The organism is Actinomycetospora sp. NBRC 106378, from assembly GCF_030269685.1.
Classification (GTDB): domain Bacteria; phylum Actinomycetota; class Actinomycetes; order Mycobacteriales; family Pseudonocardiaceae; genus Actinomycetospora.
Genome location: NZ_BSTT01000013.1, coordinates 17,411 through 30,866 on the forward strand (window position 1 = coordinate 17,411; position 13,456 = coordinate 30,866).

9 protein-coding genes are annotated in these 13,456 nt (G+C 73.7%); 8 read left to right on the forward strand and 1 reads right to left on the reverse strand.

Going from position 1 to position 13,456, the window contains the following annotated elements; all coding sequences use genetic code 11:
• Nucleotides 1–46 precede the first annotated feature (46 nt).
• The 4 genes from QSK00_RS23440 (at nt 47) to QSK00_RS23455 (ending at nt 5,217) form a co-directional block, all read left to right on the forward strand.
• Nucleotides 47–1,297, forward strand: a complete 1,251-nt coding sequence (locus tag QSK00_RS23440; RefSeq protein WP_285594630.1) for a serine/threonine-protein kinase — start codon at nt 47–49, stop codon at nt 1,295–1,297.
• Between the two features lie 173 nt (nt 1,298–1,470).
• Nucleotides 1,471–3,105, forward strand: coding sequence for a chaperonin GroEL (groL, locus tag QSK00_RS23445; RefSeq protein WP_285594631.1), 1,635 nt, complete (start codon nt 1,471–1,473; stop codon nt 3,103–3,105).
• A gap of 172 nt (nt 3,106–3,277) precedes the next feature.
• A complete protein-coding gene (locus QSK00_RS23450) occupies nt 3,278–4,576 on the forward strand; it encodes an MFS transporter (RefSeq protein ID WP_285594632.1) in 1,299 nt (432 codons plus the stop codon).
• 182 nt (nt 4,577–4,758) lie between these two features.
• Nucleotides 4,759–5,217 (forward strand): YccF domain-containing protein, encoded by a 459-nt coding sequence (locus QSK00_RS23455; protein WP_285594925.1) that lies wholly within the window; start codon nt 4,759–4,761, stop codon nt 5,215–5,217.
• Here QSK00_RS23455 and QSK00_RS23460 read toward each other — a convergent pair.
• Nucleotides 5,214–6,890, reverse strand: coding sequence for a DNA repair helicase XPB (locus QSK00_RS23460; RefSeq protein WP_285594633.1), 1,677 nt, complete (start codon nt 6,888–6,890; stop codon nt 5,214–5,216). The genes QSK00_RS23455 and QSK00_RS23460 overlap by 4 nt on opposite strands.
• 558 nt (nt 6,891–7,448) lie before the next feature.
• Between QSK00_RS23460 and QSK00_RS23465 the strand changes: the two genes are divergently transcribed.
• The 4 genes from QSK00_RS23465 to QSK00_RS23480 are packed head-to-tail and all read left to right on the forward strand — an operon-like array spanning nt 7,449 to nt 13,338.
• Nucleotides 7,449–11,618, forward strand: a complete 4,170-nt coding sequence (locus QSK00_RS23465; protein WP_285594635.1) for a sensor histidine kinase — start codon at nt 7,449–7,451, stop codon at nt 11,616–11,618.
• The gene (locus QSK00_RS23470; protein WP_285594637.1) at nt 11,615–12,037 is read left to right on the forward strand and encodes a roadblock/LC7 domain-containing protein; all 423 of its coding nucleotides are present in this window, start codon (nt 11,615–11,617) and stop codon (nt 12,035–12,037) included. The genes QSK00_RS23465 and QSK00_RS23470 overlap by 4 nt, the downstream gene beginning before the upstream one ends.
• 25 nt (nt 12,038–12,062) lie before the next feature.
• Nucleotides 12,063–12,767 (forward strand): DUF742 domain-containing protein, encoded by a 705-nt coding sequence (locus QSK00_RS23475; protein ID WP_285594639.1) that lies wholly within the window; start codon nt 12,063–12,065, stop codon nt 12,765–12,767.
• Nucleotides 12,748–13,338 carry a GTP-binding protein gene (locus QSK00_RS23480; protein ID WP_285594641.1) on the forward strand — a complete coding sequence of 197 codons (591 nt, stop codon included), beginning with the start codon at nt 12,748–12,750 and terminating at the stop codon, nt 13,336–13,338. Before QSK00_RS23475 ends, QSK00_RS23480 begins: the two co-directional genes overlap by 20 nt.
• The last annotated feature ends 118 nt before the right edge of the window (nt 13,339–13,456 follow it).

Below are 13,456 nucleotides of genomic sequence, written 5' to 3' on the forward strand. Positions count from 1 at the left end.
CGCGATCACGCCCGCGGCGGCCGGTCCGGCCTCTACCCTCGTCGCCGTGACCCGGAGCGACGTGCCGACCGAGGACCTGACGGGGTCCTCGCTCGGTCGCTACCGGGTGGAGGGCGTCATCGGTCGCGGCGGCATGAGCACCGTCTACCGCGCCACCGACACCCGCCTCGGCCGCGTCGTCGCGCTCAAGGTCATCGACCCGGCGCTCGCGGGCGACGAGGAGTTCCGCGAGCGGTTCCGGGACGAGGCCCGCAACACCTCCGCGGTCGACCACCCCCACGTCGTGCCGCTCTACGACGTCGACAGCGTGGACGACCGCCTCTACATCGCGATGCGCTTCGTCGAGGGCCCGGACCTCGCGACCCTCGTCGGCGGCAGGCCCCTCGTCCCCGAGCGGGCGCTGCGCCTGCTCGACCAGGTCGCCGACGCCCTCGACGCGGTGCACGCCCACGGCCTGGTCCACCTCGACGTCAAGCCCGCGAACGTGCTCATCGGCGGCGCGACGTCCGGCTCCGATCACGCCTACCTCGCCGACTTCGGCCTCACCCACCGCGGCGCCACGGGCCACCGCACCCGCGGCGGGGACTTCCTGGGCTCGCCGACCTTCGCCGCCCCCGAGCACCTGCGCGGTGAACCGGTCGACGCGCGGACCGACGTCTACTCCCTCGGCTGCGTGCTCTACACCTGCCTGACCGGGCACGCCCCGTACCGCGGCTCGGTCACCGAGGTCATCGACGCGCACCTGGCGGGGGACGTGCCGACCGTGTCCGGCGGTGCCGCCGCCCTCGGCCCGGAGGTCGACGCCCTGCTGCGGCGGGCACTCGCCGTCGACCCCGCGCGGCGCCCCGGGAGCGCCCGTGACCTGGTCACCGGGGCGCGCTCCGCGCTGGCCCGCCGGTCGGCCCCGACAGGAGTCGAGGGCAGCACGCCGACAGGGGGTCCTGCCGCGGCTCCCGTCGGTCAGCGGTGGCCCGCCGCTGACGTCCGGCGTCAGCAGCCCGCCACGCCGCCGCGCCCGCCCGTGCCGCCCGGTGGGTCCCCGTCCGCCCGCCCGTCCGCGCCGAGCCGGCCGTACCCGTCGTCGGGAAGGCCCGTCGTCGGGAACGGGGTGCCGGTGCGGGCGCCCCTGCCGCCTCGGACCGCGCCACCGCCGCAGCGCACGCAGGCGCCCGCGGCGCCGAGCGACCTCGGGGCGTTCGGGGGCGGCCGGTCGTCCGGGCGGCCCGTGGCGGCGCTCGTCGTCGGGGGCGCGGTGGTGGCCGCGGTGATCGTCGTGCTCGTCCTGCTCCTCGCCTGACGCACCCGCCCCGGTCGCTTGCACTCGCCCCACCCGAGTGCCAGACTCGCTTCTGGCACTCGGTAGTGTCGAGTGCCAGGTCGGGTCGGTGAGACCGGCGCAATGGAGCCGGTCGTCCGTCGCGGGCACCCCCTGGCCGAGCACACGTGTCTCTCATCGGAGGACCACCCAGCATGGCCAAGATGATCGCGTTCGACGAGGAGGCCCGTCGCGGCCTCGAGCGGGGCATGAACAGCCTCGCGGACGCCGTCAAGGTGACCCTCGGCCCGCGCGGCCGGAACGTCGTCCTGGAGAAGAAGTGGGGAGCCCCCACGATCACCAACGACGGCGTCTCGATCGCGAAGGAGATCGAGCTCGAGGACCCGTGGGAGAAGATCGGGGCCGAGCTCGTCAAGGAGGTCGCGAAGAAGACCGACGACGTCGCCGGTGACGGTACGACCACCGCGACCGTCCTCGCCCAGGCGCTGGTCCGCGAGGGCCTGCGCAACGTCGCCGCCGGGGCCAACCCGATGGCGCTGAAGAAGGGCATCGAGAAGGCCGTCGAGGCCGTCTCGCAGGCGCTCCTGAAGTCCGCCAAGGAGGTCGAGACCAAGGAGCAGATCGCTGCCACCGCCTCGATCTCGGCCGCCGACGCGCAGATCGGCGAGCTCATCGCCGAGGCGATGGACAAGGTCGGCAAGGAAGGCGTCATCACCGTCGAGGAGTCGCAGACCTTCGGGCTCGAGCTCGAGCTCACGGAGGGCATGCGCTTCGACAAGGGCTACATCTCGCCCTACTTCGTCACCGACCAGGACCGGATGGAGGCGGAGCTGGACGACCCCTACGTCCTGCTCATGTCCTCCAAGATCTCGTCGGTGAAGGACCTGCTCCCGCTGCTGGAGAAGGTCATGCAGTCCGGCAAGCCGCTCGCGATCATCTCCGAGGACGTCGAGGGCGAGGCCCTGGCCACGCTCGTCGTCAACAAGATCCGCGGGACGTTCAAGTCGGTCGCCGTCAAGGCCCCCGGCTTCGGTGACCGCCGCAAGGCGATGCTCGCCGACATGGCGATCCTGACCGGTGGTGAGGTCATCTCCGAGGAGGTCGGCCTCAAGCTCGAGTCGGCGGACCTCTCGCTGCTCGGCCGCGCCCGCAAGGTCACGGTCTCCAAGGACGAGACCACCATCGTCGACGGTGCCGGCGACGCCGAGCAGATCGCGGGTCGCGTGACCCAGATCCGCTCGGAGATCGAGCGCTCGGACTCCGACTACGACCGCGAGAAGCTCCAGGAGCGCCTCGCCAAGCTGGCCGGTGGCGTCGCGGTGATCCGCGCCGGTGCCGCCACCGAGGTGGAGCTCAAGGAGCGGAAGCACCGCATCGAGGACGCGGTCCGCAACGCCAAGGCCGCGGTCGAGGAGGGCATCGTCGCCGGCGGCGGCGTCGCCCTGCTGCAGGCCTCGACCGGCGACGTCTTCTCCGGCCTCGGGCTGGACGGGGACGAGGCCACCGGCGCCAACATCGTGCGCACCGCGCTCGAGGCGCCGCTGAAGCAGATCGCGCACAACGCCGGCCTCGAGCCCGGCGTCGTGGCCGAGAAGGTCCGTGGACTCAACACCGGTGAGGGCCTCGACGCCGCCACCGGTGAGTACAAGGACCTGATCAAGGCCGGCATCATCGACCCGGCCAAGGTCACCCGCTCGGCGCTGCAGAACGCCGCGTCGATCGCCGCGCTGTTCCTCACCACCGAGGCGGTCGTGGCCGACAAGCCCGAGAAGGCGGGCGCCGGTGCCGGCGCCGACCCGACGGGCGGCATGGGCGGCATGGACTTCTAGTCCACGCTCCGTTCCTGACGACGGGCCGTACCCCACTTCGGTGGAGTGCGGCCCGTTCGTCGTTCCCGGGCACCTGCCACAGGCCGTCTTCCACTGGGTGCGACGCCCTCTGGCCGGAACCGGACGAATCACCTACCGTGCGTGCCCGACGGACCACCGTGAGGGAGCGCGCATGAGCCAGGTGACGGACCAGGCGTCGACCGAGCGTCACAAGCTCCCGGTGCGCACGCTCGTGGCCGCGAGCATCGGCAACGCCGTCGAGTGGTTCGACTGGACGATCTACGCGACGTTCGCGGTCTACTTCTCCTCGCAGTTCTTCGACAGGAGCGATCCCACGCTGGCGCTCATCGGCACCACGTCGACCTACGCGCTCGCGTTCTTCTTCCGCCCGCTCGGCGGCGTGCTCCTCGGGCGCCTCGCCGACCTGCGCGGCCGGAAGTTCGCGATGCTGGTGACGATCCTGCTGATGGCCGGCGGCTCGCTGCTGATCGCCGTGCTGCCGACCTACGGCGCCGTCGGCTGGCTGGCGCCGATCCTGCTCCTGCTGGCCCGGATCGCGCAGGGCCTCTCACTCGGTGGCGAGGTGTCCAACGCCAGCGCCTACCTCGCCGAGATCGCGCCGCCGGAGCGCCGCGGCCGCTACTCCAGCTTCTTCTACATCTCCACCGGCGTCGCGCTGCTCGCCGCCTCGCTGCTCGGCCTGCTCCTGACCTCGACGCTGGCCCGCCCCGAGCTCGAGTCCTACGGCTGGCGCATCGCCTTCGTCGTCGGCGGCGTCCTCGGCCTCGTCGGGCTCTGGCTCCGCCGCAGCCTCGCCGAGACCGACCAGTTCGAGGAGAACGTCGAGAAGGCCAGGGCCACGAGGAACCCGCTGCTGCGGACGCTCACCCACCACCCGCGCTCGGTGCTGCAGCTCTTCGGGTTCACCCTGCTCTCGACGCTCTGCTACTACACGTTCTTCAGCGCCCTGACTCCGTACGCGGTGCAGTTCCGCGACGCCGACGGCAGCGAGGTGTTCCTCGCGCTGTCGATCGGCACCCTGGTGTTCATCGTGCTCCAGTACCCGATGGGCGCCCTCGCGGACCGCTTCGGCCGCAAGCCCCAGATGCTCGTGTGGTCGGCCGCCTTCGCGGTCCTGACGGTGCCGCTGAGCCTGCTCATCACCGACCGACCGCCCCTGCTGAACCTGGTCGTCGTGTTCGCCGTGGGCCTCGGTCTCTACGCCGTGTTCTCCTCGATCGCGCCGGCGATCATGAGCGAGATCTTCCCGACGGAGCTCCGCGCCCTCGGGATCGGTGCCTGGTACAACCTGACCGTCGCGCTCTTCGGCGGCACGGCCCCGCTGCTCATCGCGGCGTTCTCCGGGGCCGGGCAGCCGCAGCTGTTCTTCTGGTACGTCACCGGCGGTGCCGTGGTGGCGTTCCTGATCATCCTGACGCTGCCCGAGACCAGGGGGCGGGTGCTCGACTGACGCCGCGAGGGGCACGTCAGGCATGCCGGGCGGGCCGTGGAGCTGCCTGGTGTGCCCCTCGCGGAGGACGCCGGAAAGCGACCTTCGACGCACCGGCCCGCACCGACCCGTCGTCGGGAAATAGTTCCCGCAGCGCTCAGCGACCTCTCAGCGGATCCGGGCATCCTGGACGCATGGAAGGCCTGCGGATCGTGCTCAACGTGGTGTGGCTGGTGCTGGCCGGGGTGTGGATGGCCATCGGCTACGTGATCGCCGGCGTCATCTGCTGCGTCCTCGTCGTGACGATCCCGTGGGGCATCGCCTCGTTCCGGATCGCGCTGTTCGCCCTGTGGCCGTTCGGCCAGCGGCTGGAGCGTCGCCCCGACCACGGCGTCGGGTCGACGCTCGGCAACATCATCTGGTTCGTGGTGGCCGGCTGGTGGCTCGCCCTCGGGCACGTCTTCACGGCGATCGCGCTCGCCGTGACGATCATCGGCATCCCGTTCGCGTGGGCGAACCTCAAGCTGATCCCGGTCTCGCTCACGCCGCTGGGTCGCCGGATCGTCGACGTCGACGACCCGCGGTCCTTCGGGGTGGGGCCGAGCACGGCCACCACCCCGATCCCGGGCCCCCGACCCGAGGTGCCCTGGTACGGCCGCTAGTCGGCGTCGACCTCGGGCACCGGCGGGCCGAGGATGTCGTCGGCGTCGACGATCCGGTAGGCGTAGCCCTGCTCGGCGAGGAAGCGCTGCCGGTGGGCGGCGTAGTCGGCGTCGACCGAGTCGCGCGAGACGACCGAGTAGAAGTGCGCCTGCCGTCCGTCGGCCTTGGGGCGCAGGAGCCGGCCGAGGCGCTGGGCCTCCTCCTGGCGTGACCCGAAGGTCCCCGAGATCTGGATCGCCACCGACGCCTCGGGGAGGTCGATCGAGAAGTTCGCGACCTTCGAGACGACCAGGCGGGGCAGCTCGCCGCGGCGGAACTCCCCGAACAGCCGCTCGCGCTCCTTGTTCGACGTCGAGCCCTGGATGACCGGGCAGTCGAGCGCCCGCCCCATCTCCTCGAGCTGGTCGATGTAGGCGCCGATGATCAGCGTGGGCTCGTCGGGGTGGCGGGCCAGGATCGACTGCACCACCGGGATCTTCGTCCGCGCGCAGGCGCACATCCGGTAGCGCTCGTCGGCCTCGGAGGTGGCGTAGATGATCCGCTCGTTGTCGGTCATCGTCACGCGGACCTCGACGCAGTCCGCCGGCGCGACCCAGCCCTGCGCCTCGATGTCCTTCCACGGCGCGTCGTAGCGCTTCGGGCCGATCAGCGAGAACACGTCGCCCTCGCGGTTGTCCTCGCGGACGAGCGTGGCGGTGAGGCCGAGGCGACGGCGGGACTGCAGGTCGGAAGTCATCCGGAAGACGGGTGCGGGCAGCAGGTGCACCTCGTCGTAGATGATCAGACCCCAGTCCTTGGAGTCGAACAGCTCGAGCGCGCGGTGGACGCCCTTGGTCTTGCGCGTCATCACCTGGTACGTGGCGATGGTGACCGGGCGGATCTCCTTGCGCTCCCCGGAGTACTCGCCGATCTCGTCCTCGGTGAGCGACGTGCGGGCGACGAGCTCACGCTTCCACTGCCGACCGGCGACCGTGTTCGTCACCAGGATCAGCGTCGTCGCCTTCGCCTTCGCCATGGCGGCCGCGCCGACCAGGGTCTTGCCGGCGCCGCAGGGCAGGACGACCACGCCCGAGCCACCCGCCCAGAAGCCCTCGACGGCCTCTGCCTGGTAGTCCCGCAGCTCCCAGTCGTCCTCGGCGAGCTCGATGGGGTGCGCCTCGCCGTCGACGTAGCCCGCGAGGTCCTCGGCCGGCCAGCCGACCTTCAGCAGCATCTGCTTGAGCAGGCCGCGCTGCGACGGGTGCACGATCACCGTGTCGTCGTCGATCTGCTCGCCCAGGAGCGGGGAGATCTTCTTGTTGCGCTTCACCTCCGCGAGCACGGCACGGTCGAACGACACCATGACGAGGCCGTGCGCGGGGTGGTTGGTCAGCTGCAGCCGCCCGTAGCGCCCCATGGTCTCGACGACGTCCATGAGGAGGTTCTGCGGTACGGCGAAGCGCGAGTGGCTGACGAGGGCGTCGACGACCTGCTCAGCGTCGTGGCCCGCCGCACGGGCGTTCCACAGGGCGAGCGGCGTGACGCGGTAGGTGTGCACGTGCTCCGGCGCGCGCTCGAGCTCGGCGAACGGCGCGATGGCGGTCCGGGCCGCGGAGGCGTTCTCGTGGTCGACCTCGAGCAGCAGCGTCTTGTCGGACTGGACGATCAGCGGTCCGGTCCCGGGGGTGCTCACGGCGTCCGGCCTCCAGGGGTCTCTCAGGGGTTCTCGACGGCGAACCGTCCCCACCATTGTCCTCGTCCCACCGACGGTGTCCGCCCGGCTCCCGCGGGAGGGCCGTGACCTGCCACATCCCGTGATCGAGGCCGCTCGGAGGGGGTCCGGACCGAACGGGGAGATGATCTCGTCAGGGGGTCGGTCTACACTCCGGCAGCACCGACACCTGCTCCGAGGAGTGACACCACCCGACGGGGCCGTCACGGGCCACCCGTGACCGGCCGCTCTGCCCACTGCCCCTGCGTCGGGGCCCACCGGCTCGCCGCGGCGGGCTCCGGTGACCGCTCCGACCTCGAAGCGACGGACCGACATGCGACCCACTGACGCGCGACGGGCACTTTCCGTGCACGTTTGCTCGCCGATCGGAGTGACCGCGTCACTCGCGGAGTGTCGTGGTGTCCGCTCCGTCAGCAGTGTAGCCCATGAACAACTACAGACGGTGCAGCAGGCGTCCGTTCGTGGGGGCGTGTCTGTGACAGGCGACCGACCGACCGGTGCAAGGGGAAGGACCAGCGCGTGACCGCTCCCGTCCGTCGAACCGACGCGCGAGGCGAGGCTCGTGGCGGTGTCACCGACCCGCAGGCCCGCCCGCCCCTGGGTGAGCGGCTCGCCCTGCGCAACTGGAGCCTCCCGGTCAAGCTCGCGGCCGTCCTCCTGGTCCCCACCCTGTTCGTCATCACCCTCGGCGTGCTGCGGATCGTGGAGCAGACCGAGAAGGCACGCTCCTACGACGGCGTGCAGCAGGCCGTCGCCCTGGAGAGCAACAACGCGCAGCTGCTCGGGGCGCTCGACGCCGAGCGACGCGCGGCCGCGGTCCTCCTCGCGACCAACCGCGCGGGCGGCTTCGGGCCGGTGCAGGAGGCGGCGGACGCGACGAACGACCAGCTGGGCCGGCTGCGCAGCGCCTACGGGTCGGCCGACTCGGTCGACGACCAGACCCGCTCGGCCTACCGCGAGGCGTTCTCCGCGGTCGAGGGCCTCGACCGGGTCCGCGACGACGTGCGCTCCGGGGCGGTCGACCCGGCGGGCGCGATCTCGCGCTACACCGACGCCACCTCGGCGGTGCTGACCTTCGACGAGTCGCTCACCCGGGAGGCGGCCGACCCGTCCATCGCGGGCCTGTCCACCGGTCTCTACGCCCTCTCGGTGGTGCGCGAGCAGGACGCGTACGTGCAGGCCGTGGTCGCGGCCGCCATCGCGGGCGGCCGGATCGACGCGCCGTCGATCGACCAGGCGCGCAACGCGACGTTGCGCCGGTCCATCGCCGTCGACGAGTTCCGCAGCGCCGTGGGCACGGACAACGCCGGGCTGGCCGACGCGCTGATCGGCGCCGACGTCGACCAGCGCGACCGGCTCGCGCAGGTCGTGCTCGGCCGCGGCAGCGCCGGCCTCCCGCCGCAGGTCTCGGCCCAGGACTGGGACGCCGCGTCGATCGCGGTGCAGCAGAAGGTCACCGGCGTCTCCGACCAGCTGCGCCAGCGGCTCCAGGCCAACGCGACGGCGCTGCAGGACGGCGCGCGCAACGCGGCCGGGGTCGCCTCGGTCGTGCTGCTGCTGGCTCTCATGGCCGGCGCCGCGGTGGTCTTCTTCGTGACCCGCTCGCTGCTGCGACCGCTGCGGCTGCTGCGCCGCACCGCCCTCGACGTGGCCGAGCGCCGGCTGCCGGACGCGGTCCGCAGCCTCCGTGAGGGCGAGGCGCCCGACACCGACGTCAGCCGCACGCCGATCGAGACCCGCGAGGAGATCGGCCAGGTCGCGCGGGCCTTCGACCAGGTCCACGAACAGGCCGTGCGGCTCGCGGCCGAGCAGGCCGGGCTCCGGTCGGCCTTCAACAGCATCTTCGTCAACCTCTCCCGCCGGTCCCAGGCGCTGGTCGAGCGCCAGCTGCGCCTCATCGAGCAGCTGGAGAACAAGGAGGAGGACCCGGAGGCCCTCGCCGACCTGTTCCAGCTCGACCACCTCGCGACCCGCATGCGGCGGAACTCGGAGAACCTCCTGGTCCTCTCCGGGACCGACCTCGCGCGTCGCGGCGGCCGCCCGGTGCCGCTGGTCGACGTCCTGCGGGCCGCGGCGTCCGAGGTCGAGCAGTACCAGCGCGTCGAGCTGTCCCCGCCGCCGTCCGTGCAGCTGCTCGGCCGCACCGCCGCCGACGTCGTGCACCTGGTCGCGGAGCTGCTGGAGAACGCGACCGCCTTCTCCGCGCCCGAGACCCGCGTCGACGTGTCGGCGCGCCCGGAACCCGACGGGGCGGTCGTGCTCGAGATCGCCGACAGCGGCGTCGGCATGACCGACGAGGACCTCACCGACGCGAACCAGCGACTCGGCTCGCCCCCCACCGTCGACGTCTCGGCCTCCCGCCGCATGGGCCTGTTCGTGGTCGGTCGCCTCGCGATCCGCCACGGCATCGGGGTCATGCTGCGCACCCGCGACGAGGGCGGTGTGGTGGCGGCCGTCCGCATCCCGGCCTCCGCGGTGCTCTCCGGGGTGCCCGGCAGCCGGCCCGGCAGCGGCCCCTCGACCCGCGCGTTGGGCGGCACCGGTCTCCCGGTCCGCTCGCCGGGGTCGAGCCCGCTCGGTGGCCCGGCCACCGGTGCGCCGCGCCCCGAGGTCCCGGGGATCCCCCGCCAGGAGCAGCGTCAGGAGCCTCGTCGCGACCAGCGCGAGGAGGCTCCCGAGCTGCCACGACGCGCGGCCGCCCGCGGGGCCGCGGCCGGTGGCGCCGGTGTGGCCGCCGCCGGCGCCGCCACCTTCTTCGCGCCGTCCGGGACGCCCGACGACGCGTCGTCGACGGAGGCTGCCGCCGGCCCGCCCGCGCCGGACGCTGCAGCCGCAGAGGCCGGGTCCGAGCGGCGCAACGGTCTGACCGGTGCCCTGGCCGCCGCCCTGCCGCGGCGCCCGGTCCGTCCCGGGGCCACCCCACCCGCCGAGCCCGCGGCCGCCGAGGTGCCCGGTCCGCAGACCGACGCGGCCGACCTCGACGACGACGATGACGACGACGACCGCGTCGCCCGCGTGTGGGGCGGCGAGGACGACGGCGTGGCCGTCTGGAGCCAGCACGGCGCCGGGGCGGACGAGGAGGCCCCGGCCGGGGTGCCGGAGCGATCGCAGGCCGCCCACGCCTGGCACGGCGCGGACGAGGAGGACGACGCCGCACCCGCTCCGACCGCCCCGGCCACCGAGGACGCCGACCACGGCGGACGCCACGGCATGCGGCCCGAGCCCGCCGCCGGCTGGGCGCCGACCCGACCCGCCCCCGCGCAGACCCGCGACGGCCGACCCGCTCCACGCCCGCGCCCGGCCCAGGCCTGGTCGGAGGGTGTGCCGGGCGGACCGGCCGGCCCGCCGCCCAACCGACCGTTGCCCCCGCGTCCAATGCCACAGCGACCCGCTGCCGGGTTCCCCGGTGGGCCGGGCGGACCCCAGGCCGGGCCGTGGGGCCCGCCGCCCGACTCCGGTCCGCGCCCGGCCGGGTCGGCGCCCGCCCCGCAGCCCCCGATGTGGAACGGCGCGGAGGTCGTGCCCCCGCCCGGTCCGACGCCGTCGGAGGCGCCCGAGCCGGACGTGACGGCCGCCGAGGCGCCCGCCGACCCGGTCAGCCCGCCCGCACGGCAGGACCCGGCTTCGGGGGAGTTCCCCGCGCAGGAGTCCGCAGCAGCGGATGCCCCCGCGACCGAGGTGGCCGGGGTGGCGGAGGTGGCGGAGGCCCCCGCTGATGCCCCGGTCGGGGACGTGACCGACGACGGTCCCGCTGCGGAGGAGTCCGTGGAGGGGTCGACGGAGGCCGAGGACCTGCCGTCGCGGCCGAACCGCCGGTCGCTGCGGCCGCTCGCCCAGCGCCGCCGCCCGGAGGGCGGTCCGCTCCTGCGTCCCGGGTCGGCGCCCCGCCTCCGGCCGCGGCCGGCCGACGAGCAGCCCGACGGCGACGAGGCCCCGGCCGCGTCCGCCGAGGAGCTGTTCGCCCCCGGCGACGACACGGCCGCCGCCCCCGACGAGACGGCGCACGCGGCCGGCACGAACGGCGTCGCCACGAACGGCACCGCGACGGGTGGATGGGCGCGCCACGGCGTCGCCACCCCCGGCACGGCCACCGACGGCCACGGCACGAACGGCACGAGCGGCACGAACGGTCACGGCACGAACGGCACGAGCGGCACGAACGGTCACGGCACGAACGGTCACGGCACCAACGGCACCAACGGCTCCGGCGCGGGGGCGCTGCCCGTCCGGTCGGCGCCCGAGGGTCTGCCGCGCCGCCCGGCGGCGGTGCTGCCGAACCGGGAGCGCACGCCGATCTTCGACGAGGTCGCGTCCGTGTGGTTCCGCGAGGCGGAGCCCAACGCGCCCGACGTGGTCGACCCGGAATGGTCGGACGCCGGTCGGCCCGGGTTCGACGCGGGGGCGCCGTCGCTCGCCTCCGTCGACGCCGGGACCACCGAGTCCGGCCTGCCCCGGCGTCGTCCGCGGGCGCACCTCGTGCCCGGGAGTGCCCGGCCGTCGCCGACCCCGGTCACCCCCGGCAGCACGGCCGGGGCGACCGAGACACCGCGGCGCTCCGCGGAGGCCGTCCGCGGACGGCTCGCCAGCTACCAGCGCGGGGTCGCCGACGGACGCTCGAGCCGACCCGGCCCGTCCGCCGACGGCGGCCCCGCCGCCGACACCACGAATGCCATCGAGGAGGAGCAGTGACGGCACCCCAGTCGCAGCCCAGCAGGTTCGGCTGGCTGGTCTCGAACTTCGCGGAGCGGGTCCCCGGCGTGGCCCACGCCGTGGTCGTGTCCGCCGACGGCCTGCTGCTGACCGCCTCCAGCCGCCTCCCGCGGGACCGGGCCGACCAGCTCGCCGCGGTGGCCTCGGGTCTGGTCAGCCTCACGCAGGGCGCGGCCCGCTGCTTCGAGGCCGGCGAGGTGGTGCAGACGGTCGTGGAGATGGAGCGCGGCATCGTCCTGCTGATGTCGATCAGCGACGGCTCGTGCCTCGCCACGCTCGCCGCACCCAACTGCGACATCGGGCTCGTGGGCTACGAGATGACGCTGCTGGTCGACCGCGTCGGGCAGCTGCTGACGCCGGAGCTGCGCGCCGAGCTCCAGGGATCGGGGTTCCGGTGAGGTGGCCGGGGGGAGGTGAGCGGCGGTGAGCGAGGACGACTCCTACGCCGAGGTCCTCAACGGGATCACCGGCGGCACGCCCCGGCGGTCCGGGGGACGCCGGGGACTGTTCGGCCGTCGTCGGAAGGACGAGGACCAGGCCGACGAGGACGCGGCCCGGCGACTCGACGCCGAGGACGCAGGCGGCGCCCACCGCAGCCCACCGGGCGGCATCCCGACCGGCTCGGCCGACGCCTACCGGCCGGCCCCCGCGCCCCGCACGAGCCCGCTCTTCCCGAACGGGGACCCGGCGCTCCCGCCGACGACCCCGGGCGGCATCCAGGTCCCGGGCCGACACCAGTTCGTCGCGCCGGACTATCCGGACGGGCCGCGGACCGGCGACGAGCCGCCCGAGGCCTCCTTCGTCCGGCCCTACGCGTGGACCCGCGGCCGGACCCGCCCGGCCTACGACCTCGCCGTCGAGACACTGCTGTCGACGACGGCCCAGGGCCGCGACCCGCGCCAGGTCGCCCAGTACGAGCACCGCATGATCGCCGATCTGTGCGTCGAGCCCAAGTCAGTCGCGGAGGTCGCGGCGTTGCTCCGGCTGCCCCTCGGGGTGGCACGGGTGCTGCTCGGCGACATGGCCGCGCACGGATCGATCGTGGTGCACGAGACCGCCTCGTCGACGGGTGATTCCCCGGACATGGCGTTGATGGAAAGGGTGCTGAGTGGACTACGACGGCTCTGACGAGGCGATCCCGACGACCACGTCGGCCAAGATCGTCGTCGCCGGGGGGTTCGGGGTCGGCAAGACGACCTTCGTCGGCTCGGTCTCGGAGATCGACCCGCTGACCACCGAGGCGGTCATGACCGACGCCAGCTCCGGCGTCGACGACCTGACCGCCGTGCCGAACAAGCGCACCACCACGGTCGCGATGGACTTCGGCCGCGTCACCCTCGACGCCGACCTCATCCTGTACCTGTTCGGCACGCCCGGGCAGGACCGGTTCTGGTTCATGTGGGACGACCTCGTGCGCGGCGCCATCGGCGCGGTCGTGCTGGTCGACACCCGCCGCCTCGCCGACTGCTTCGCGGCGGTCGACTTCTTCGAGGACCGGAACCTGCCCTACGTGCTGGGCGTGAACCTCTTCGACGGCGTCCTGACCCACGCGCTGGAGGACGTGGCCGAGGCGCTCGCCATCGACCCGTCGGTCCCGGTGGTCACGGTCGACGCCCGCGACCGGGAGTCGACGAAGGAGACGCTCATCGCGCTGGTCGAGCACGCCATGCAGGTGTGGGCGGTCGGCGCCCGCGCCTGACCGGCCCCCGACCTGAGCGAACGGCACTCTCGCGCACATAGATGCTGCGACAGTGCCGTTCGTTCACCGCGGACCGGCCGCCCCCGGCCTGAGCGAACGGCACTCTCGCGCACCTAGA